Origin of the sequence: Celeribacter arenosi (genome assembly GCF_039539485.1) — a bacterium.
Classification (GTDB): domain Bacteria; phylum Pseudomonadota; class Alphaproteobacteria; order Rhodobacterales; family Rhodobacteraceae; genus Celeribacter; species Celeribacter arenosi.
Genome location: NZ_BAABDF010000007.1, coordinates 1,027,038 through 1,051,115 on the forward strand (window position 1 = coordinate 1,027,038; position 24,078 = coordinate 1,051,115).

15 protein-coding genes are annotated in these 24,078 nt (G+C 60.1%); 6 read left to right on the forward strand and 9 right to left on the reverse strand.

From position 1 onward, the window contains the following. Position 1: 1 nt before the first annotated feature. Both ABD815_RS12695 and ade read left to right on the forward strand, forming a co-directional pair. Positions 2 to 967: an NAD(P)-dependent oxidoreductase gene (locus ABD815_RS12695; RefSeq protein WP_344848645.1), complete on the forward strand. Its 966-nt coding sequence runs from the start codon at positions 2 to 4 to the stop codon at positions 965 to 967. A gap of 8 nt (positions 968 to 975) precedes the next feature. Next, complete coding sequence (gene ade, locus ABD815_RS12700) at positions 976 to 2,670, forward strand: adenine deaminase (RefSeq protein ID WP_344847602.1); 1,695 nt, start codon at positions 976 to 978, stop codon at positions 2,668 to 2,670. Here the strand turns inward: ade and ABD815_RS12705 are convergent. After that, on the reverse strand, positions 2,667 to 3,641 hold the full coding sequence (locus ABD815_RS12705) for a glycosyl transferase family protein (RefSeq protein WP_344847603.1): 975 nt from the start codon (positions 3,639 to 3,641) through the stop codon (positions 2,667 to 2,669). The two genes, ade and ABD815_RS12705, sit on opposite strands and share 4 nt — an antisense overlap. A 252-nt stretch (positions 3,642 to 3,893) precedes the next feature. On the opposite strand from ABD815_RS12705, the gene ABD815_RS12710 reads away from it, so the two are divergent. The 4 genes from ABD815_RS12710 (at position 3,894) to ABD815_RS12725 (ending at position 13,243) form a co-directional block, all read left to right on the forward strand. Next, a complete protein-coding gene (locus ABD815_RS12710) occupies positions 3,894 to 7,304 on the forward strand; it encodes a transglutaminase family protein (protein ID WP_344847605.1) in 3,411 nt (1,136 codons plus the stop codon). A gap of 22 nt (positions 7,305 to 7,326) precedes the next feature. After that, a complete protein-coding gene (locus tag ABD815_RS12715; RefSeq protein WP_344847607.1) occupies positions 7,327 to 9,714 on the forward strand; it encodes a circularly permuted type 2 ATP-grasp protein in 2,388 nt (795 codons plus the stop codon). 11 nt (positions 9,715 to 9,725) lie between these two features. Beyond that, positions 9,726 to 10,619 (forward strand): transglutaminase family protein, encoded by an 894-nt coding sequence (locus ABD815_RS12720; RefSeq protein ID WP_344847608.1) that lies wholly within the window; start codon positions 9,726 to 9,728, stop codon positions 10,617 to 10,619. A gap of 113 nt (positions 10,620 to 10,732) precedes the next feature. After that, positions 10,733 to 13,243, forward strand: a complete 2,511-nt coding sequence (locus ABD815_RS12725) for a heavy metal translocating P-type ATPase (protein WP_344847610.1) — start codon at positions 10,733 to 10,735, stop codon at positions 13,241 to 13,243. Here the strand turns inward: ABD815_RS12725 and mprF are convergent. From mprF to ABD815_RS12765, 8 genes are all read right to left on the reverse strand, one after another. Beyond that, on the reverse strand, positions 13,232 to 15,853 hold the full coding sequence (mprF, locus tag ABD815_RS12730) for a bifunctional lysylphosphatidylglycerol flippase/synthetase MprF (protein WP_344847612.1): 2,622 nt from the start codon (positions 15,851 to 15,853) through the stop codon (positions 13,232 to 13,234). The genes ABD815_RS12725 and mprF overlap by 12 nt on opposite strands. A gap of 215 nt (positions 15,854 to 16,068) precedes the next feature. Then, entirely contained in the window at positions 16,069 to 17,073 is a 1,005-nt protein-coding gene (cydB, locus tag ABD815_RS12735) for a cytochrome d ubiquinol oxidase subunit II (protein ID WP_344847614.1), read from the reverse strand. A 3-nt stretch (positions 17,074 to 17,076) separates the two neighbouring features. Continuing rightward, positions 17,077 to 18,495, reverse strand: coding sequence for a cytochrome ubiquinol oxidase subunit I (locus ABD815_RS12740; protein ID WP_344847616.1), 1,419 nt, complete (start codon positions 18,493 to 18,495; stop codon positions 17,077 to 17,079). A gap of 473 nt (positions 18,496 to 18,968) precedes the next feature. Beyond that, positions 18,969 to 19,385: a hypothetical protein gene (locus ABD815_RS12745; RefSeq protein ID WP_344847618.1), complete on the reverse strand. Its 417-nt coding sequence runs from the start codon at positions 19,383 to 19,385 to the stop codon at positions 18,969 to 18,971. Between the two features lie 79 nt (positions 19,386 to 19,464). Further along, positions 19,465 to 19,842 carry an FAD binding domain-containing protein gene (locus ABD815_RS12750; RefSeq protein ID WP_344847620.1) on the reverse strand — a complete coding sequence of 126 codons (378 nt, stop codon included), beginning with the start codon at positions 19,840 to 19,842 and terminating at the stop codon, positions 19,465 to 19,467. 190 nt (positions 19,843 to 20,032) lie between these two features. Next, positions 20,033 to 21,415: a hypothetical protein gene (locus ABD815_RS12755; RefSeq protein WP_344847621.1), complete on the reverse strand. Its 1,383-nt coding sequence runs from the start codon at positions 21,413 to 21,415 to the stop codon at positions 20,033 to 20,035. Next, the gene (locus ABD815_RS12760) at positions 21,412 to 23,175 is read right to left on the reverse strand and encodes a hypothetical protein (RefSeq protein WP_344847623.1); all 1,764 of its coding nucleotides are present in this window, start codon (positions 23,173 to 23,175) and stop codon (positions 21,412 to 21,414) included. Before ABD815_RS12760 ends, ABD815_RS12755 begins: the two co-directional genes overlap by 4 nt. A 288-nt stretch (positions 23,176 to 23,463) precedes the next feature. Beyond that, positions 23,464 to 24,000, reverse strand: coding sequence for a hypothetical protein (locus ABD815_RS12765; RefSeq protein ID WP_344847625.1), 537 nt, complete (start codon positions 23,998 to 24,000; stop codon positions 23,464 to 23,466). Between the last annotated feature and the right edge of the window lie 78 nt (positions 24,001 to 24,078).

Sequence of the window (24,078 nt, forward strand, 5' to 3'; positions counted from 1 at the left end):
GATGTTTCTCCGCATGAGCGACCGCGACGTCGTGATCGCGGGCGGCGGGGAAACCGCAGCGCAAAAGGCGCGCCTGCTCCTTAAAACCGATGCCCGCATCACCTTCCTCGCGCCCGACCTCGATCCCGAATTGCGCGCCCTTGTAGAGGAGGGTCGCGCGACATGGATCAACGACCGGATCACCCCGCAAAGCTTTGAAAACGCTCAACTAACTTTCATCGGCACCGGATCGCCGGGGGCGGATGCCTGCCTGCATGCGCTGGCCATGGAGGCGCGCACATTGGTCAATGTCGTCGACCAACCCGAGTTGTGCGAAGCCAACACCCCGAGCCTCGTCGACCGCGACCCTCTCGTTGTCGCCATCGGCTCCGAAGGCGCGGCACCTGTGCTGGCCCGCCAGATAAAAACCCATTTAGAACAAGTGCTTGAACCGCGTCTCGGCGATCTCGTCGCCCTCGGTGGACGCCTTAGACCCGCCGTCGCACAGGCTGTTCACAAAGACAAACGCCGCGCTTTCTGGCGCTGGGTCTACGCCGACGCCCCCCGTCGCCTTTTCGCCCGTGGTGCCGAACGCGAAGCCGCCGAATTGATCAAATCCGCAATCGCCCGTGGCAGCGCGCCTGATGATGGCGAAAACGGCTCCGTCGCGCTCTGTCCCGTGGGCGCAAATGACGCCGATCTGATGACGCTACGCGCGGTTCAAAGACTTCAGGAATGCGATCTAGTGATCTGTTCTGAAAAGGAATTTATGCCCATCCTCGAACTCGCGCGGCGCGATGCCGACCGCGTGGTGGTGGGCCGTGACATTGGCACCGAAGGGTGGCTGTTGTCCGATCAGCGCAAACTCGCGCTCGACCGCTACGCCGCCGGAGAACGGGTGGTTTGGCTGGTGGCGCGCCGCGACGCCGAACGGGCCGCTCTTGGCCTGCCAGAAGACGTAGAACGCGTACCCGCCGTGCGGGTTTAGGAGGTGTCATGAGTGATCTGGAAACCCGTATCCGTCAGGCCAAAGGCGATGAACCCGCCGATCTGGTGCTCAAAGGCGGGCGCATTTTCGATTTGATGACCGGCGAGATGCTCGACGGCGATGTCGCAATCTGTGGCGATCGCATTGTCGGTATTTGTGAGGAATATCAGGGTCTTAAAGAGGTTGATTGCAGCGGAAAAATCCTCGTCCCCGGTTTCATCGACACCCATTTGCACGTCGAAAGCTCACTGGTCACGCCCTTTGAATTCGACCGCTGCGTCACGCCCCACGGGGTGACCACCGCGATCTGCGACCCCCATGAAATCGCCAATGTCATCGGCGCGCCGGGCATCCGGTATTTCCAGGAGGCCAGCGCCCACACCCTGATGGATTTGCGCGTGCAACTGTCCTCCTGCGTGCCCTCGACCCATATGGAAACCGCCGGTGCCGAACTGCTCGCGGACGACCTGCGCGAGTTGATGGGCCACCCCTCGGGCATTGGCCTCGCCGAGTTCATGAACTACCCCGGTGTTATTCACACCGACCCGCAAGCCATGGAAAAGATACGTCTTTTCGAGGATGCCCATATCGATGGCCACGCCCCGCAGCTGTCGGGTCGCGACCTCAACGCCTATATCTCCGCCGGCATCCGCACCGAACACGAGGCGACCACCGTCGAGGAAGCCCGCGAAAAACTGCGCAAAGGCATGCGTATCCTGATCCGCGAAGGCTCGGTCTCCAAGGACCTGCACGCCCTGCAACCGCTGCTCACCGATCTGACCTGCGCCTACATGTGCCTGTGCACCGATGACCGCAACCCGCTCGACATCGCCGAGGAGGGCCATCTCGACTACATGATCCGGACGCTGATTTCGCTCGGATCCTCACCCCTCGCGGTCTATCGCGCCGCGTCTTTGTCGGCGGCAGAAGCCTTTGGTCTCAAAGATCGCGGCATGATCGCGCCGGGCAAACGGGCCGATATCGTGGTTCTGGATGATCTGGAAAAATGTAGCATTGTCAAAGTGTTCGCAGGCGGTCGTGAAGTGAATGACACAGCCTTCGCCACCCGTGGAACCGTCGACCCCGTAGGCCGCCACTCGGTCAAAGCGCCCAAAGTGACCCCTGAAAGCTTCCGCAGCGGTGGCAACCATGAGGACACCGATGTCATCGGGATCATGGAAGGCAAAATCATCACCGAGCACCTCCACGAAGACATCGCCATCGTCGACGGGGACAAACGCCCCGATCCCGCCCGCGATCTGGCCCGCATCACGGTGATCGAACGCCACGGCAAGAACGGCAATATCGCCAGCGGCTTCGTGCGCGGTTTCGGCATGAAAAAGGGCGCGATTGCCTCCACCGTGTGCCATGACCATCACAACATCGTGTGTGCGGGCGTGGATTATGCCGATATGTCCATGGCATCGAACCGGCTGGCCGAAATCGAGGGCGGCTTTGTGGTCACCGAGGGCGGGCGCATCCTCGCCGAATTGGCGCTGCCGGTTGCGGGGTTGATGAGCCTTGGGACCTTCGAGGAGGTCCATGATGCCCTCGTCGATCTGCGTGCGGCGGCCAAATCGCTCGGCGTGGTGCTGCACGAGCCGTTTTTGCAGCTCGCTTTCCTCGCGCTCCCCGTCATCCCCGCGCTCAAAATCACCGATCGCGGCATGGTCGACGTGACCCGCTTTGAAATCATCTCCTAGGCCGCAATCGCCGACCGATCCCGCGCCTGCCACAGTTCGCTTGCAGGCGTCGTCACGCCCAGCGTTTGCAGCGCCAGATCAGCCGTGCCCAGCACGATAGAGAGCGCAAAAGCATCCTCCAACTCACCCGACCATAGCGCGGGCAGGGCGGCGGGATCACTACTCTGAGCGCCATCGGCGAGGCGCACATGGGCCGCATCCATCGGCGCGGCAACCTCGTCAAAGGCGACCCCGTTGCGCAGCCCGAACAGGGCGATGTCTTTGGAGGGGTTGCGCTCGAACTCACCCCCGCCGCCTTTTAGAACGGTGAGGTTTTTCTGACCCATGGCGAGGCAGGCGTCCTGTTGTAACTGTCTGTAAGGCGGGTGAAAAACGCCCTGAACCGAGGCGGCGGCCCCCGCAGGGTTCAACACCCGCAGCACGGTATTGATGCAGGAGCGCAGGTTGAAAACCGCCCGCAGCCCGAGGATATCAAACAGCGGCATCGACAGGGTTTCGAGCGGCAGATAGGCGATACCTGTTGCCAGCTCGCGCACATCGCGATCCTGCGCGACCGGAATGCCGAGCGGACCAAGGGCTGCGCGCACAGAGGCGTTCGACCCCTGATGGCTGTTCCACCCATGCAGCAGGACCGGATGCCCCGCCGATGCCACCAGTTTCGCCGCCAAAAGGAACCACGGCAACCCACGCGTGCGACCCGCCGCATAGGACGGCCAATCGAGCGCTACCTCGCCCGAAAGCGCGCCCGAAACAGGGGCGGCGGCCCGCGCAGCCGTCGCAAACCCCGCGATTTCATCCGCCGTCTCGCCCTTCATCCGCATCAACATCAACATCGCGCCCAAGGCCTCGGGCGCGGCGTCGCCGGCCAGAACGATGCCCATTGCCGCCTCGGCTTCCTCACGCGTCAGAGAGCGCGAAAACGAAGGTCCGCGACCCAGAATGCGGACGTAGGGGGCAAGAGCGGTCTTCATCGGGCAGTCCTCTGGTTGGTTCGCCGGTCGTGGCACCTTGGCTCTATCAAGCCACGGTTGCAGCACGGCAGCAAGGCGTGACTGCGCGTTTGCGCCCGCCTCAGGTGTGCAATCGAAGTGGTGGAAATCTACGCAGGAATGCGCCCCAAACACCTCCAATCGGCCTGCAGGGCCCGTGCGGTGCGCAGGTGGCTTTACATTCCTTGGTCTGGTCGGTCTTTATGGAAATGTAGCAAAAGGACGGGCATCAAAATGGCGATCACCGCTGGCATTTATCACCTCACGCACTACGAGTACGATCAGCCCATCAATCTCGGACCGCAAATCATCCGTTTGCGCCCGGCACCCCATTCGCGCACGCGTGTCATTTCCCATTCGCTCAAGGTGTCGCCCGCAGGCCATTTCGTCAATCACCAGCAGGATCCATACGGCAACTGGCTGTCGCGTTTTGTGTTTCCCGACCCCGTTCGCGAGTTCAAAATCGAGGTCGATCTGGTCGCCGATATGACCGTCTACAACCCGTTCGACTTTTTTGTGGATGATGTCGCCAAAGATTGGCCCTTTGATTATCCACAGGAAATCCTGTCCGACCTGTCGATCTACCGCACGCCCGAACCCGTGGGTCCAAAGCTGCAACAATATCTGGCGACGATTTCGCGCCAATCCATGAACACCGTCGACATGCTGGTCGCGCTCAATGCGCAGCTTCAACAAGACATCGGCTACGTCATCCGCATGGAGCCCGGCGTGCAGACGCCCGAGGAAACGCTGACCTCTGCCAAGGGATCGTGCCGCGACACCTCATGGCTGCTCGTGCAGATCCTGCGCAATCTCGGCTATGCGGCGCGTTTCACATCCGGCTACCTGATCCAGTTGAAACCCGATCTGGTCTCCCTCGATGGTCCGGCGGGCACGGATAAGGATTTCACCGATCTGCACGCGTGGTGCGAGGTCTATTTGCCCGGCGCGGGCTGGGTGGGGCTGGACCCGACCTCCGGCCTTTTGACGGGCGAAAGCCATATCCCGCTGGCCTCCACCCCGCATTACAGCAACGCCGCCCCGATTGTCGGCGGCTTCACCGGTCCTGCGGACCTCAAAACCTCCTTCCACTTCGATATGACCGTGACCCGCACTGCCGAACATCCGCGGATCACCAAACCCTTCTCTGAAGAGAGCTGGCAGGCGCTCGATGATCTGGGCAACAAAGTTGACGACGCGATCAAACGCCAGGACATGCGCCTGACAATGGGGGGCGAACCGACCTTTGTGTCGATCGACGACTTCGAGGCGGATGAATGGAACATTGCCGCCGTGGGGCCGACCAAACGCGGTCTGGCCGACACGCTGATCCGAAAACTACGTGACAGGTTCGCGCCGAACGGTTTTCTCCATCACGGGCAGGGCAAATGGTATCCGGGCGAAACGCTGCCCCGATGGACCTTTGCGCTCTACTGGCGAAAAGACGGAAAACCGGTTTGGAAAAACCCCGACCTGATTGCCCGCGAAGAGCCCGATGTCCCCGCCACGATCACGCAGGCCGGGGAATTCATGTCGACATTTTCGCAGCGCCTCGGCATAGAACCCGATCACGCGCAACCGACCTATGAGGATCCCGCCGAATGGGTTCTCAAAGAGGCCGATTTGCCGGTCAATGTGACGCCGGAAGATCCCAAACTGAAAGACCCAGAGGCGCGTGCGCGCATCGCCAAGGTGTTTAGCCGAGGGCTCACCGAACCGGCGGGCTATGTCTTGCCGGTCCAACGCTGGCAGGCCAAATCGACCTCCGGGTGGAAATCGGAGCGCTGGAAAACGCGCCGCGGGCATCTCTTCCTCGTACCCGGCGATAGCCCTGTCGGGTTCCGCCTGCCGCTTGGGACCTTGCCGCATATTCCAGCCGCCGATTACCCCTATGTCTACCCCGCCGACCCGGCTGAGCCGCGCGGTGAATTGCCTGATTTCCACGCCGGTGAAGACGAACGCCGCCGCCGCGTGGCCGAGGTTATCGACGAGATTGTGCGCGAACAGGGTGCAGGCGAGCCGGAATTGTCTGACCGCCGCGCGCAGCCTGTGTCGAGCGTCAAAGAGGCCGAAGGCGGCGCGCAACAGGAAGTCGTCGAACAGGCCATCGACCTCTCCGGCGCAAGCGTGCGAACGGCGATCGCAATCGAGCCGCGTGACGGAAAGCTATGCCTGTTCATGCCGCCTGTCGAACGTCTGGAGGACTATCTCGACCTCTTGGCGACGGCGGAAGAAACGGCAGATGAATTGGGCCTGAAACTCCATATCGAAGGCTATTCGCCCCCCCATGACCCCCGCCTCAACGTGATCAAGGTCGCGCCCGATCCCGGTGTGATCGAGGTGAACGTGCATCCGGCCGCCAATTGGCAGGACTGCAAGGACATCACCAACACCGTCTATGAGGAGGCCCGCAAATCCCGACTGGGTGCGGATAAATTCATGGTGGACGGCAAACACACCGGCACCGGCGGGGGCAACCACGTGGTGGTCGGGGGCGACACGCCTGCGGATTCCCCGTTCCTGCGTCGTCCCGACCTGTTGCGCTCTCTGATCCTGCATTGGCAGCGCCACCCGTCGTTGTCCTACCTGTTTTCGGGCCTGTTCATCGGCCCGACATCTCAGGCGCCGCGCATCGACGAGGCGCGCAACGACACGCTCTACGAGTTGGAAATCGCACTGTCGCAAATCCCCGCGCCGGGTGAAGGCGAACAGCCACGTCCATGGCTCGTCGACCGGCTGCTGCGCAATATCCTGATTGATGTGACCGGCAACACGCACCGCGCCGAGATATGCATCGACAAGATGTTCTCGCCCGATGGGCCCACAGGGCGGCTCGGACTGGTAGAATTCCGCGGTTTCGAAATGCCGCCGGACGCCAAGATGAGCCTTGCCCAGCAGGTGCTGATCCGTGCGCTCTTGGCGCGGTTCTGGGACAATCCGGTCAAAGGCAATCCGGTGCGGTGGGGCACGACTTTGCACGATCGTTTCATGTTGCCCTATTTCGTGTGGCAGGATTTCCTCGAAGTGCTGCGCGACCTCGGCGATCACGGGTTCCAGTTCCGCAAGGACTGGTACGAGGCGCAGTGGGAGTTCCGCTTTCCCTTTGCAGGCGAGATCGAACATGAGGGCGTGCATCTGGAACTGCGTCAGGCGTTGGAGCCGTGGCATGTGCTGGGCGAACGCGGCGCAATCGGGGGCACGGTGCGTTACACCGACAGCTCCGTTGAGCGCATGCAGGTGCAACTGACCACCGCCGATCCCGACCGCTACATCGTCACGTGTAATCAACGCAAAATGCCGATGACCAAAACCGGCGCAAGCGGGGTCGCGGTCGCGGGCGTGCGGTTCAAAGCATGGCAACCCGCCGAAGCGCTCCATCCGGTTTTGCCGGTCAACGCGCCGCTGACCTTTGATATCTTCGACACTTGGACGGGCAGGGCGCTCGGCGGGTGCACCTATCACGTCGCCCACCCCGGCGGGCGCAATTACGACACCTTCCCCGTCAACACCAACGAAGCGGACGCGCGCCGTCTCGCACGTTTCGAGAAAACCGGTCACACCGTGGGCACCTATTGGCCAGCCGAAGAAGTGCCCCATCCGGAGTTCCCCATGACCCTCGATCTGCGCAGGAACCCCGGAGTTTAGGATGGGGCAAAGGGAGACAACCATGCAGGACGAAGACCTTGCGCGGTTCCTTGCGAACTACCGCCCGCCCGCGGGGGTGGCCGACGAGTTGATGCAGGGCGAGGGCAGGTTGCGACCTGTTTGGGCCGAATTCATCCGACGCCTCGCGGTGGAGCCGCCTCAGGCTCTGGCCCAACGGTTCGCCGCAGGTAACCAGTATCTCGGCGATGCGGGCGTGTTCTTTCGCCAACACACCGCAACCGGATCGACGGAGAGCGGTTGGCCGCTAAGCCATATTCCTGTGCTGATTTCTCAGGAGGAATGGGCGGGTGTGTCGGCGGGATTGGTAGAACGAGCAGACCTTCTCGAACAGGTGATGGCCGATCTCTATGGCCCCGCCAATCTGGTGCGCGATGGGAAACTGCCCGCCGAACTGGTGGCTCAAAACCCCGAGTGGCTGCATCAAATGGTCGGCCTCAAACCGAAATCGGGGCATTTCCTGCACCATCTTGCCTTTGAGATCGGGCGCTCTCCCGATGGCTCGTGGTTCGTGTTGGGTGATCGCACACAGGCCCCGTCGGGCGCTGGTTTTGCCTTGGAAAACCGGATGGCCACGACGCGGATGTTCAGTGATTTCCACCCATCGGCCAATGTCGAACGCCTCGCGGGATTTTTCCGCGGGTTTCGCGACGCACTCAACGGTTTGCGCGAGAACCGCGACGGTCGGGTCGCGATCCTGACGCCCGGATTGCACACGGACACCTATTTCGAACACGCCTATATCGCCCGCTACCTCGGGTTTATGCTACTCGAAGGGGCCGAGTTGCGCACCGACGGCGACCGCATGAGCGTGCAGACAACACATGGCCCCGTGCCCGTTGACGTATTGTGGCGCCGGCTGGATTCCCGCAGCACCGATCCCCTCGAATTTGACGACGCCAGTGCCATCGGCACGCCCGGTCTCGCCGCGGCGTTGCGTGCGGGCCAGATGACGATGGTCAATGCGTTGGGGTCCGGCGTTCTGGAATCGCGCGCTTTCATGGCCTTCATGCCCCAGATCGCGCGCCACCTGTTGGGCAAACCGCTCTCCATTCCCAACATCGCGACATGGTGGTGCGGGCAGCCAAAAGAACGCGCCTATGTGCGCGATAATCTCGAACGGATGCTGATTGGCCCTGCGCAATCGACACGCCTGCCGTTTGACATTGATGCCTCGACAACCCTCGGGGGCAATCTGCGCGAAAATGCCGATCAGGCCGTTCGCGCGTGGATTGATCGTGACGGGGCGACCTTGGTCGGGCAGGAGGCGGTGACGCTCTCTACAACGCCGGCGATGATTGACGGCACCTTGGCCGCGCGTCCCATGGTCGTGCGCGTCTTTGCCGCCCGCACGCCCAATGGGTGGACCATCATGCCCGGTGGCTATGCCCGCATCGGGCGCACCAGCGATCCGACCGCTCTTGGGATGCAGTCGGGGGGCTCGGTGGCCGATGTGTGGATTGTATCGGACAAACCAGTGGCCCCTGACACGCTCACCGGCGATCTTGATGATGGCACGTTTTCGCGACGCTTGCCCGCACTCTTGCCTGCGCGCGCCGCCGACAATCTGTTCTGGCTCGGCCGCTATGCAGAGCGGGCGGAAACGGTGGTGCGCCTGCTTCGCGCCTATCACTTGCGCCAGTCCGAGTATGGCGGCGACAAACTCCTGATATCCGAGGCGCTCGAATCCTATCTGGAGAGTTTTGGCGTCGACACCGGCGAACCGGTGCCGGTCGCCTTGATGCAGCTATTCGATGCGGCCTGCGGCTGCGCGGGCATGGTCCGCGACCGGTTTTCGCCCGACGGGTGGATGGCGCTGACCGATCTGTCAAAGACCGCGCATGACATGGCCTCGCAGGTCACCGCCGGCAATGATGCCGCGCGCGCGATGAGTGACCTTCTGCGCAAAATCGCCGGTTTCCACGGTTTGGTGCATGAGAACATGTTCCGCTTTGATGGCTGGCGTTTTCTCACCTTGGGGGCCGCGATCGAACGCTCCGGGCAGATGGCGCGGCTTTTGTCGGTTTTCGGGGAAAAGACCGGTCCCGTGGGGGGGTATGACCTCGCCGTGGAGGTGGGGGATAGCGTGATGACCCACCGGCGGCGCTACTCCGTGGCGACCAACCGCAATACCGTCATCGATCTGTTGGCGCTCGACGGTGATAACCCGCGCTCGTTGCTGTTTCAGGTCGATCGCATCAAACAGGCCGAAGAACGCCTTTCACGCGGTCAGGTCAACCGACCGCTTGGCGACGCGGCGCGCAAAATCCTCGCCTTGCGCACGGCCCTGGCTGTGGCGCGACCGTCGAATTTGACTGCCGCGCGCCTCGATGAAATCCATCAGGAGTTGATCGAGATTTCGAACGCCGTGTCACAGCAGTACTTCGGGTAGGGGGTCGGTCAGTGCTCTACAATGTAAAGCTCCGGATCAGCTACACCTATGAGACCTCCGCAGATTCCCATCGCACCTTGTTGCGCATGTTGCCGCGCACGCTGCCCTATCAATCCCTGATACAGGGCGTTATCGAGGCCGATCCTCTCCCCTCGCGCCGTCGTGACGGTGTGGACTTTTTTGGCAATCCGACCACGGATCTGTCCCATGATATGGCCCTCTCGCAGTTGAGCTTCCAGTTTCGCGGGCGGGTGCGGCGTAGCGAACCTTTCGCGGGGCTTGATCTGAGTTCAAAGTTCTTCGACCTGCCGCGTGATATTGCCGCCTACCGCGATATCGGACCGGATTCCCCGCACCATTTCATCGCCGCCTCGCCGCGCGTGCCGATGGAAAAGGAAATCACCGCATTTGCCCGCAGTGTCGTGAACGAAAACATGTCGACGCTGACGGCCGCACGCGCGCTGAGCACCGCGCTGCATGACACTTTCGACTTTGACCCCACCGCGACAGATGTCTCCACGCCGCCGATTGAGGCGTTTCGCAACCGGCGCGGGGTCTGTCAGGATATCACCCATGTGATGATCGCGGGGCTGCGCGGCATTGGTATCCCTGCGGGCTATGTGTCCGGTTTCCTGCGCACCGTGCCGCCAGAGGGGCAGGCGCGTTTGGAGGGGGCGGATGCGATGCACGCATGGGTGCGGTGTTGGTGCGGCCCCGAAATCGGTTGGTTCGAAGTCGACCCGACCAATGCAATCGACGTCGGAACTGACCATATCACCGTGGCGTTCGGGCGCGATTACTCCGATGTGGCGCCCGCGAAAGGGTCTCTGCGCTCGCAAGGCAGTCACAAGACATCGCATGTCGTCGATGTTGTGCCGGTGGACGAGACCGCCTCGCGGATATGACGGGGGACCCAGTGCGCGGGTGCAGTGTCCGTTGCGCGCAGATTCCCCGGTTGCCCGCAGATTCCATCGGGTGATCCCTTGAATTTTCCGCCTCTTGGGCTCCTATATGACCTATGGAAAATCCATCCGAACGCCCTGAGCCCTCAAATGATATGCACACCCTGTCGATAGAGGGCATGACCTGCGCCTCCTGTGTCGGGCGGGTTGAACGTGGGCTGAGCGCGCTTGATGCGGTGTCGGATGTGACGGTGAACCTCGCGACCGAAACGGCGCGGTTTAAAACCGGCTCGCCGGATGCGCTCGATACGGCCATCGACACTCTCGCCAAGCTCGGCTACCCGACGCGCCTCGCGAAGGTGACGATGAACGTGCAATCCATGACCTGCGCCTCCTGCGTGGGACGGGTGGATCGCGCGCTCTTGGCCGTCGATGGTGTGCGCGAGGTCAATGTGAACCTGGCCACCGAAACCGCGCGTGTGACCTATCTCGACGGGGTTACCACACCTGCGGCTCTCCTGAGCGCGGCGAAAAAGGCGGGCTACCCGGCAACCCTGTCACAGGAAACTGACACAAAGGACCACGTCGCGCGAAAAGAGGCCGAGGCCTCCGCACTGGCGCGCCGCGTCCTGATCGCCGCTGCGTTGACCTTGCCCGTTTTCGTGATGGAAATGGGCGGACATTTGATCCCCGCGTTTCACCACGCGATCGAGATGACCATCGGGCGCCAGACCAGTTGGATCATCCAGTTCGTTTTGACCACGGCCGTGCTTCTCGGACCCGGTCGGCAATTCTATCGGCTGGGCATCCCTGCGCTTTTCAAAGGCGCGCCGGATATGAATAGCCTCGTGGCGGTCGGGACAGGCGCGGCCTATGTCTATTCCGTCATCGCGACATTCCTGCCCACGCTCATTCCCGCCGATGTGCGCGCTGTCTATTTCGAAGCGGCGGCGGTCATCGTCGTCCTCATCCTGATTGGTCGATGGCTCGAGGCGCGCGCGAAGGGGCGCACGGGTGCTGCGATCAGCAAACTCGTCGGGTTGCAGCCACGCAGCGCCCGCGTGCTCAAAGGCGCGCGGATGGTGGAAACCGACATCGACAGTCTCGAGGTGGGCGACCGCATCGTTATCCGCCCTGGCGAACGTATCGCGGTGGACGGAGAGGTCACAGAAGGCACGAGTCGCGTTGATGAAAGCATGATCACCGGTGAACCTCTCGCGGTGGTGAAAAGTGCCGGCGATGCGGTCACCGGTGGCACCATTAACACCACCGGCAGCTTTACGTTCCGTGCAACCCGCGTTGGGGCGGATACGACCTTGTCGCAGATCATTCGCATGGTCGAAGAGGCGCAGGGGGCCAAGCTGCCGATCCAGACTCTGGTCGACAAAATCACCTACTGGTTTGTCCCGGCAGTGATGGGTGTGGCGCTCCTCACGGTGTTGATCTGGTTGCTTGTCGGTCCTGATCCGGCACTAACCTACGCCCTCGTGGCGGGTGTGTCGGTTCTGATCATCGCGTGTCCCTGTGCCATGGGCTTGGCCACGCCGACATCGATCATGGTCGGCACGGGGCGGGCCGCGGAGATGGGGGTCCTGTTCCGCAAAGGCGAGGCATTGCAGACACTTGGGTCAGTGCGCACGGTGGCCTTCGACAAAACCGGAACGGTGACAGAGGGTAAGCCGAAGCTCACCGATTACCTCTGCGCGGACGGGTTCGAGCGCGACGATGTTCTCGCACTCGTTGCCAGCGCAGAGACCCGGTCCGAGCATCCTTTGGCCTGCGCGATCATTGCCGGCGCGCGCGATGCAGGATTGGCGATCAAGCCCGTGCAGGAGTTCAAAAGTGTGACGGGTCACGGGCTGCGCGCCACGATCGAGGGCCGCGAAATATTGGTGGGAACGCAGAAATTGATGACCCGCGAAAACGTGGATGCGGGTCTGTTGATCGAGACCGCGCAAGGCTGGGCGCAGACCGGTCGCAGCGTGATTTTTGCGGCCATAGACGGCAAAATTGCAGCCACAATGGCGGTCGTGGATCCGATCAAACAGGGTAGCCGCGAAGCCATCGCCGCCCTCCATGCGCTGGGTATCAACACCGCGATGATCACGGGCGATAAACGCGAAACGGCTGAGGCAATCGCGCAGCAGGCCGGGATAGATCACGTGGTGGCTGAAGTCCTGCCAAAAGGGAAAGTGGCCGCTTTGGATGATTTGCGCGCGCAGGGGCCGGTGGCCTTTGTCGGTGATGGTATCAACGATGCCCCCGCATTGGCACATGCCGATGTCGGTGTCGCGATCGGGACCGGCACCGATGTGGCCATCGAGAGCGCCGATGTTGTCCTGATTTCGGGCCAACTGGCGGGGGTCGTGAATGCAGTCGATATGTCCCGCCGCACGATGGCCAATATCAAACAGAACCTCGGCTGGGCTTTTGGCTATAATGCCGCGCTGATCCCGGTTGCGGCGGGGGTTCTTTTTCCCGCATTTGGGATCCTTTTGTCACCAGTCCTTGCGGCGGGTGCGATGGCGCTGTCGTCGGTCTTTGTGTTGACCAATGCGCTGAGATTGCGCCGCGCCACGCCTGCGCTGGCCGATCATGCGCAGGGGCCCGCCCCCTCAGCCCTTTAACGTGGCATTGCGAATGCCCCCCGCGATGAGCGTCGCCGCATCGGTCGCGATGAGAACGATATTGGCGCGGGGCGGGGCGATCAAAAAGCGCGGGCGCCATTCGGGGTCAAATTTGCCTTTGAAATTACGCAGCCCATCGAAATTGTAGAAATGGCCGCCGTGGCGATAGACGAGAGCGCCGAGTTTCATGGTCCAACGGCTGCCGCGACGGTTTTCCAATCCGGCCAGAGGCGTCATGCCGAGGCTGAATTCACTATACCCCTGCGCCTTCAGATGCAGGATCAGTTCCATGAAAAGGTACTCCATCAGACACGCAGGCGCGTCCGTGACGTGGCGCATCAAATCGATGGTGGCGGAGGTTTTCAGATCGGTGGTCAACACATTCGCAAATGCCACGATGCGGTCATTATGGCGCACGACAGCAATCGGAAAGCCGCGCAGATAGTCACGATCAAAACGACCCACGGAGAACCGTTTTTCCGATCTGCTTTTCTGGGTCAGCCATTCGGTGGAAATTTCCTGCAGGCGATCGAGCAATGCGTCGCTTGCGGGGGCAGGGACCAACTCGAAACTCAAACCATCCCGCCCCGCGCGATTATATGCCGTGCGCAGTTTCTTTCGATCGCTGCCCTCCATCGTGAACGAGGTCAGCGGGATGACGGCCTCTTCGCCCATTTTGTGCATCGCCAGACCCATCTCGGCCCAGAGCGACAGGTTCTCGGTCCCGACTTCGTAGAAAACCGGTCGCGCGTTGGCGGCATTGGCTGCATCGACGAACTCCCACGCCAATTGGGCCGCTTCTGACCGTTCTCCGACAGGATCACCGAGTGCGATCCACGATCTGGCCTGCACGCGGTACATCAGAAATGACTTTCCGCTCTGCGAAAACAGCAGCGATTTGTCCCCTGTCAGGGCGAGGTTGGCGTTGGCGTTGCTGCGCGCGGCGATGATGGATCTCGCGCGCGCCATATCGTCCGGCGTCGGCAGGGTTGTATCAACACGGGGCGGGCGCAGGGCGGTCAACAGCGCTAGGAGGGTGACGAGGACTGCCCCGATGAGGCCCGCCCGCATGGCCCGTGGAGCCGATTGGTCGAGGGCGAATTGCCACCAGAGTTCGGTGTCATAGGGGGTCGCTTTATGGGCAAAGAAAAACACCGCAGCCCCTGCGCCCACAATCGAGGTGAGCAGTAAAACCCATCGCAAAGAGAGGGGGTTACGGGTCAATCGCGCGCTCCGGTAAAACTCGCGCCGACAGGGTAGCAACACCAGCAGCATCAGGATCAGAACGATGACACGCGAGAAATCCAGACCCTGCATAAGGGAGGCGACGATCCCCGCCACCAGCGCACCGGCGGCGAGCCAATAGGCCCCTTCGATGCGCCGCAACATGCCATGCGCGACCATCAACAGGGCCGCGCCGATTGCGCTCGACAAGAGCGCGCCGCCCTCGACAAATATCAGCGGAAGGAGCATCTCCATGTCTTCGGCAAACTCGCTGGAGGCCGGAATGACCGCCGATAGCAACATGAAGATACCGGAGACAAAGATCATCGCGGCCATGGCCAGCGGAACGGTTGAACTGACGGCTGCAAAAACGGGTGCCAGCGCGCGGATGAAGGGCGTCGGCGCCTTGGTGCTGGCCATGCGCAGCTCGCTCAGGGCGAGCAGAACCAGCGCGAGCGAAAACGGGACCAGATAGTAGACCAGCCGGAAAAGCAGCAGCCCCGCCGCCGCCTCTACCGCAGGCACAGATGCGGGCAGCGCGGCGATTATGACGGTTTCAAAGACCCCGACGCCGCCGGGAACATGGCTCGCCACACCGGCGAGGATCGCGGCGGCAAAGACCGCCAGAAACGCGACAAAGCCCATCTCGTTGGGCGGCAGGAGGAGATAGAGCACCAGTGCCGCCAACAGGATATCCACCGCAGTGAACAAGAGCTGCCCGCTCATCAACCCCAGCGACGGGGTTTTGAACCCGTGACCGGCAATGCGCAACTCGCTCTTGCGCAGGGCAATTGCGGCAACCAGCCCCAAGGCGACAACAAGTGCGACACTGGCAATCCAGCGCAGGGTCGACGGGCTGATCGTTGTGAGCGATTGCAAAGCGTAGGGGTGCAGAGCGATGGCCGCGAACCCGATGATCGTCGCGCCCAGTCCAAAGGCAACCGACCCGAATATGGCGATCGCGGCGATGTCGTAGCCGCTTAGACCCAGCGACGAATAGATCCGGTAGCGTACCGCGCCACCACTTACCGGTCCGGCCCCGATGGTATTGCCGAGCGCGTAGCCCAGAAATCCACCCGTCACGATGACAGGGAAGGGTAGGGTTTTACCCAGATATTTGAGGGCCGACCAATCGTATCCGATCAAGGTGGCGTATCCTGCCCCCGTCGCCAGCAGGGCAAGGACAATGATATGCCATGGCGTGCCGCGAACCTGCACCATGACGTCGTTCAGGTTGACCGGTGCCAACAGGTGGTAGAGCGCGAAAGCGCCCATCGCAAAGAGCGTCGCCGTGAGCAGATAGGGCATGATTGGCCTGAACTTTTGCCACAGCCCCGTTCGGGTGAGACCAGTCACATCATTCAACGCGAGTTTCCCGGTTTTCATTAGGGTTCGTGTTCAATGCGCCATGTGTCAGGTTTTTTCAACTGCGCTCGCGCCCGTTACGCAGCGCAACATCACAGCATTGGCGCAGTGCGTGGCGCAGTCGCATAGGCGCGCGTCGCACTCACAGGATCGCGGCGCGGATCACCAACGCAATCGTCCCCATCGCCACGATTGCGGCGATGTAGAGCCCGAAAAACCACGCCCATCGCCGCATCTCAGTGGTACCCATCGCCGGGCCGCACTTTGCCGCGGAACACCCAATAGGAATAGGCGGTGTAGGCCAGAATCATCGGGATCAGGACAACCGCGCCCACGAGCAGGAATTTAAGCGAGCTATCGGGTGCTGCGGCCTCGGCAATCGTCAGGGATGGTGGCACGAGGTTGGGATAGAAACTGACCCCGAGGCCGGCGTAGGACACGACGAAAATCGCCACACTCGCCAGAAATGGGCGCAGATGGTCGCGGTCGCGCAGACCTTTCCAGAGTTGCCACACACAGGCGGCGAGCAAAAGCGGGACGATGGCGCTCCACGCGCCCGACGGCCAACCGAACCACCGGTCGAGATATTCGGGCCGCAGGAAAGGTGTGGCGAGGCTGACAGCCCCGACCAGGGCGAGCAGCGCGACACCCAAGGGCTGTGCTAGACGCATCGCGCGCGCGAGCGTTTCCCCTTCGGTCTTAACGATGAGCCACGTTGCCCCGAGAAGTGCATACCCAACCACAAGGGCCAGCGCGGTCAGGGCCGAAAACGGCGTCAGCCAGTCCCAATCGCCCCCCGCGTAGGCACGCCCATCAACGGCAATGCCCTGCACCAATGCGCCGAGCGCCATCCCCTGCGCGATGGCTGCCACAAGCGACCCGCCCCAAAAGCCAACCTCCCAAAGTCCCTTGTTTCGAACCGAGCGATGCACAAATTCAAAGGCGACGCCGCGAAAAACCAGCCCCAAAAGCATGGCAATCATCAACGGGTAAAGCGCGGGCATGACGATGGCATAGGCGAGGGGGAAAACCGCAAACAGGCCGCCACCCCCGAGCACCAGCCACGTTTCATTGCCGTCCCAAACCGGCGCGATGGTATTCATGGCGAGGTGGCGTTCTTCGCGGTCCTTGAGAAACGGAAACAGGATCCCGATGCCCAGATCAAACCCGTCGAGGAGCACATAGGCCAGCACCGCAAACGCGATCAAACCGGCCCAGATATGTGCGAGATCAAAAATCATGGCTCATTCCTCCCGCGTGTGATGTGGGGCGCTCGGGTTGGCGGCAACCGGCGAAATGCCCGCCGCCCGTGTCGGTCCGATTTCATCTATGTCGATGCGCTCTTTTGGTCGCTTCGCCATCAGGCGCAAAACGTAAAGCGTCCCCGATCCAAAGACGAAGAAATAGACCACGATGAAGGCCAAGAGCGATGCGCTGACCGCTTCGGCCTGCAAAGGGGCTGCGCTGTCGCTGGTGCGCAGAAGGCCGTAGATCGTGTAGGGTTGGCGGCCGACCTCGGTGGTGATCCATCCACACAGAACGGCCAGAAACCCCGATGGCCCCATCACAACAACCGCGCGGTGCAACCAACGTGCCTGCAAAAGGCGTCCCTGCCAGCGCGCGAGCGCAGACCAGAGGCCGATGCCCAACATCGCAAAGCCGACCGCAACCATAATGCGGAACGTCCAGAAGATTAGCGCCACGGGCGGGCGTTCATCCTCGGGGAAGGCGTCCAGCCCCTGAATGGGTTTGTCGAGGCCATGGGTCAGGATCAGCGAGCCGACCAAGGGCACCTTCACGGCGAAACGGGTCGTTTGGGACGCGTCATCAGGCAGGCCAAACAGGATGAGTGGCGCGCGCCCGTCGGGGTAGCTTTCGTAATGGCCTTCCATGGCGGCAATTTTGGCGGGCTGATGTTCGAGCGTATTCAGCCCGTGTTCGTCACCTGCGAGTATCTGGATCGGCGTCACGATCAACGCCATCCACATCGCCATCGAAAACATGATCGCGGCGCCGCGGCTATCGGGGCTGCGCAAAAGGTGCCATGCGCCCACGCCGCCGACCACAAAGGCAGTCGTCAGATAGGCGGCAAGCACCATATGCACGAGGCGATAGGGGAAGGAGGGATTGAAGATGATTGCCCACCAATCCTCTGGCACGAACTGGCCGACCGCATTGATGCTGTACCCTTGTGGCGTGTGCATCCAGCTATTCACGCTCAGAATCCAGAAGGCCGAGAACAACGTGCCCACCGCCACGATCGCGGTCGCTATCATATGCAGCCGATCCCCGACCTTTTCGCGCCCGAATAGCATGATGCCGAGAAACCCTGCCTCCAGAAAGAAGGCCGAGAGCACTTCGTAACCCATGAGCGGACCGATGATGGGACCGGCTTTGTCCGAGAATACCGACCAGTTTGTACCGAACTGGTAGGACATGACGATGCCCGAAACCACGCCCATGCCGAACACGACCGCAAAGATCGTTTTCCAGTATTCGAATAGCCGCAAATAGACCTCGTCCCGCGTTTTTAGCCATAGTCCATTCAGGACCGCCAGATAGCTGGCGAGGCCAATGGTGAAGGCGGGAAAGATGATGTGGGCGGAGACCGTGAAAGCAAACTGGATACGGGCAAGTTCAATTGCGCTAAACGTGTCTAACATTTGAAACCTCGCATTGACGTCGGTCCTTCGGGGTCGCTGGCACCATTCAACGTTAGTCTGTTGTAGTTTTCCATTTCAATTGGACAATCTGTCCGTGCGGACCACATGCGGGAAGCCTGCGATCCAGACTTGGTGTTCACCACGGGAAAGCTTGTTTATAGTGGCCGGATTCTACGCGCTGAGTCGTCGCTTAGGGAAGGTCGGGTGATATACGCGCGCATCCTCGAGTGGCCAGTTTGGTGAGTAACCGATTGGAGATACGAGACAAATGCACATAGACCAGAGCGCGAGACTATCGGTTGCCCCGATGATGGATTTGTGCGACTGAGTATAACCTTCTGAAAAGGCTTGGTTTTTCATAGGTGATTTTAGCGTGTAGCACACGTGTAGCAACGGTCCTGTTTCCTGACGGAGCATGGTGCATTTCTTGCTTGCAGGATGCAGCAACCAGCGATCCGCAACAACCCCGTGTCTCATATCACGCCCGAGAGCATCACATCCATTTGCCTTACCGCCGCGAGCTTGTCGTCGAGCGTGCGTTTGGCGGCGCCAAACTCTTTCCAGCGCCATGCGAGGTTCACGAGCTTGATAACGTCCTTGTCCTGCTCCCAATCAGTGTCGACGTTTCCGGTGACGGCACGATCGCCGATACCGTCGCGATGTTCGTTGAGGGCTCGGCGGATTTCATTGCCCATAATGGCGATGAAATCGTCCGTGACGCTCTCAAAACCTTCGCGGCGGCCCAGCCTTTTCAGAGTCTCGTGTATGACATGCTTGGTGCTTCCTTTCGGAACACAACCCGTCTCAAACCATTCTTCGGAAAGACGGCGTCCATGAGTCACGGTATTCAGAGTGAGGTTATGAAGTTCACGTTCGATTTCAGTATGCATCGGAGTCTCCTTGGTCACGAACCGGCGGAATGCGGGTTCTCAAGACGCCAAGCGGCCGGTGCCTGGCGCTGCGGCCATTTCAGGCCGCGAGGAGGAGGTCGAAGTCTTGGAAGGGGTGTTTGTTACGCAAACGGTCGAGCTGGTCCTTCAGAGCTTCGCTCAGAAGACACAGGTCCGCGATGATGGGCGAAGCGGGGTCGATATCGGCAAAACACGTCGCTTTGATCCGATCCGGATCATGCACGTTTTGCAAAGAAGGCAACCGGTGCAGGTCAATCAGTGCCCGCGTGATACGGTGTGTCAGCTGCGGGGCTGATAAGATATCATCCAGAAGGCTGTGAGTGCACCGCAATGCTGGCTGTCCACCCAGTAAAAGAGATGCGTTCTGCAAAGCTTCGGAATGAAACGATGCAAATGCCCGCAAATCCATGAGCGGGTCTTTTGTGAAGTCGAACATGGTGTTCTCCTCTGCAGCGCCGCGGCAATGTGCCTTGGCTTCAAGGACGGCTGATTTCCTTTCCGTGTGCGCGGGGTTCTATTTGAGAGGCTGCGATCTCTCTGTGGTTTTCTTGCCCCGCCCGGGTTTGTATTCTGTGCGGTCTCACCAGAGGGATCGCACGGAATATCAAACTCGGACGGGCCATGACCTATTGGAACACGAACATCTCCATTTCCGTTTGGGTGGCGATTTTAGTCAGTTCGGCTTGCCCTTTTAGGCGCTGCGCCATGCCGAGCGCATCATCTTGATAGGCTTTGGCGGTTGCGTGGTGGCGCTGGCCAGTTGCGGCCATTGCCATGTCAGTGCCTGCCTGACCCAATTCGATCCCGAGGAAGGTATGCAGGATCGTTCTGGCGATGTGTTCGCCCGTGCCCACAGCCGAGCGCCAGAGATCGGAAACATAGCCATATGCCACTGGGTCACCGGTGCTTGTGACGAACAGCGCGCGCTTCTTCTCGAAACACGCGTCACGCATATGATCGATCCAGACGGGATCTGCACCACGCAGGATCAGTGTATCAATGAAGATGTTGAGCCTTGGATCGACCTCGGTGGCCCATGGATAGTGGCTTTTCGACAGCCTGGTCTCGATGCTGTAACGCCCGCTGTTCCAGAACAGAGTTTCACCAAAAACGAAGCGAGTGTCGGCAAGACGCACCGGCATGATCGAGAACAATGCCAGCGCCGCCGCACGATTGCGCCGTTCCTGCCTGCTGCGCGGGCTCAGCAATTCGTCCACTTCGTCGAGAATGCCATGCGCTTGATTGATCAGGGCAACAGGTGAGTAACCGGTCCTTTGCAAGTGCTGGAATTTCTTGCTCTTGGCTTTGAGCGCTTCTGTTTCGTAGAGACGGGTGAGATCGGTCAGAAGACTGAGGGTTTCGTCATCCGCAGCGATGTAACGCGCGACCTTCTGCACGGCAGCGAATGAGGATCGGAGCGTTGCTGGCGCGAGATCGCGGTCACGCAAATCACGGGCATAGGCACGCACGCTCTCAGCCGACAACACATCAGGCAAACCAGCCGCACGAGCGGAGCAAAGCAGCTGGCGCATTTTCATCTTGTGGGTCGGCATCATGCCGGATGCTGGTGGCAATTGCCCATTGCGATCAAAGCCCTCTTCCATGTGCAGCAGGGCAGTCTGCCAGTCTTTTGGAAGTTGATCAAAGGGCACCGATTTGGATGGGGACTTGTGCCTTTTGCCGCGTGATCGGACGCGTCCCTTTTCGAGTGATCGAATAGCCTCTTCCAATGCCAGAATGCACGGATGGCCCGAAAAGACGGTCATTATTGCCCTTTTTAGCAGCCGGAGCATGGTTGCTGCGGTTCTGCCGTGGTTGAAGCGATGGAACTCCTGAGCGGAGATATCAGTGAAGGATGCGATCTGACGCGCTTCGAGAAAGGCGAGGAAATCATCCAGCACTCGAAGTTCATGCACTGTCGCCTGTTCCAGATTAGGGTCTCCGATCAAGGGATCCCAACGGCCCTGTTGCAGAATTTCAAATTTGGTGCGGTAGTCGGGCGTTTTCATTGGGGCACGCCCGAGAGGTCCAAGATGAACTTCTGCACTTCCGCGCGTTTGGCGCGCTCGTTCACCCAGGCGTAGTTTTTTCGCACGGTGACAGCCTTATCATCCAGCAGTCGTTCCAGCAGATCCCAACGGCCAGGGTTGCGTTGCAGTAGCAGCGACGCCAGCCCGTGGCGGAATTTGTGCGGTGTCATCGGCAGGCCGGCCGCCCGGGTATGGCGCTTGAACCAGCTCAAAAACGTTCTGTATTTCAGCGCATCGCCAATCTGGAAGCCGGGAAACAGATGAACGCTTGCTTCGTGGTTCTCATAAAGCGGTCGAATTTTGTCGAGATACCAAAGGATTACCTCCAGCCCATTCAGATTGTTGGGCTCGATGGGGGCCCAGATATCAACTTTGTTCTTGGTGTGCTCAGGCGCCAGATCGATCGTTGCGTGTTTAGTCTTACCGGATGGCAAATGGAACGTTGAACCGGGGCCACGAAATACCAGTTTCAACGCACTTTTGATCCGGATCGGCGCGCCACGTGTCTCGATGGCGCAAATGGCAGCAACAGTGCCAAGTTGCCTGATGCTGTCAATTTCGGAGGAGGTTGGATCCCGACCTTCGCTGGATAATTCCTCAAGCAGGCGCTGCGCTTCGTTCCGCAGTTGAACATGCATCGACAGAAACGTCGTGATTTGCTGCGGCGAGTTTAAAAGTCGCTCGCAGAATTTGCGGCATTCCGGCGACATGTCGTTGCTGGCCTTTTTGCCTTCTCTAAGGAACCTGTTGGCCTTTAGATGGGATTTCATCGGCTCAGGGTCGACGCAATTGTGCGCCATGACGCCATAGTTCGACCTTAGGTAATCATAAGCAGTGCGCGCGGAAATGTGGCTCTTCTGACCTTCATGCCTTACCCAATAGCGAACGACTGCGGTCGCGTGTTCGGGGGTCATGATGTCTTGAAGCCGCTTGTGAAGATCTCCGCTGAACTCACCGCTGCGCACCAAAGTGCTGACAAACTTGCGCATGCCAGCCAGCTTGAAATCTACATTTGATTTCGAAACCTGATTGACATATTCCTGCTCGACTGGATCGAACTCGGTCAGGGTGGCATTGTGCACCCATACGTTAATCTCCTCAGCAAGATGCGGCGGGATTACGTGCAGGTTCTCTGTCCGGCGTGGTTTGGCGGCCAGGAACGGCTCGGGTGGCAGGAAGCGCAGCACCTTTTCGTCGTGGCGCAATCTGTTCAACCTTTTCAGCGCCCTCTGTAGGGTTGTCCACTCATTGGTCTCAAGCTGCGACGACAGGCTGTCGAGCCAATCCTGACCAACCTTTGAAGGTTTCACCCCCTGCGTTCGCGCAATATCCGCAAGCTTCTTGATGGGAACGAGGATCTGCTGAGCGGGTTTGCGGTCTGCACCGGACGTGACAGCGTGCGGCTCCGCAGCGATAAGGAGCTCTGCCCATTCATCCATCCGGGCGCGTCGTTCCTTCGCTTTTGCGACTTCGCCCGTAGCGCCTTTCACGGCCGCAATGATTTTTCGCCGCGTCGCCTTGTAAGCCTTTTCCGATTTGCTGAGGAACGGATTGAACCCGTCGAGCGGAAGTTGTTGCTTGATCATCACCAGATCGGCAGGGACCTGGCTTAGATCCAGGTTGTCTGTCAGATGTGGATAACGCCCAACGGCTCGTGCGTAATCGCTGTTATTGGCATTCAACGCCCATGTCTGGACGTCCTGCAGGGTCATTGCCGTTATTGGTTTTTGAAAGCTCATTTGAGGCCCTTTGCTTGTCCGCTAAATGACAAATTGGCCGATATCGCCGAAACCAAAGCGAATAATGACAAAAACCCATGGGTTTTCCTGACCCGAATATCCGGTGGAGTTTGTCATTTTGTCCGCTAACGGTGTCATTGACCGTTAAAGCCCAATTTCCGCGCCGGAATGTCATTTGCGAACGGATTATCGTTCATGGATTTGGCGCATCACGTTAAAGAAAGATGTCTCAACCGCTGAAGGGGAGATGGGTCCCGATGACAGTTCCCGGAAAACTTTTTCTCAGTTTTATTCCGCCTTCTTTGGGGGCTGGAACAGGGCCGCGACAGAGCCCGGCTCTGTTCGGTTGGTGCGCATTCTGGCCGGCTCGTTCTTGATGTCAGTCGTCGCTGATTTCAGAAACTCAGGATGCATCCTCGATACATCGCGCTTGAACAATGGCGGTAGGCACAGTTGCCACGATTTGACCTCGAACGAGAACACAAGCCGCTTGCGCGGACCGAGGTAAAACCGGTTCGTGAAGGACTTGTCTGCATGGGTGCCGTCAAACATTCGTCCAATGGTCTTTGCCGATTGCCCCGTTGCTTTACCTACAGCTGACGCATCGAGCAGCGGTTTCCATACCTCGGAATTGTCGAGGGGATACGGATGAGCAAACCCCATGGCCGCCAGAAGCCGCGCCCGAGAGTATCCGCCTCCGCGCTTTGGAATGTCGAGACGCCGCATTAGCTCGCGTGCAAATGTTTGCGAACTGCCGAAGAAAGTGGCGACTTCCTTGGTCGAAATAAGTTCTACTGCGCCTTCTGCGACCTCTTTGTTCGACATTATGTCCTCCCCGCTGTCTGGCGAGGAGATTGGTCTCATGGCTGAAACCACAAAGGCATGAACGAAGAATCGTGACAC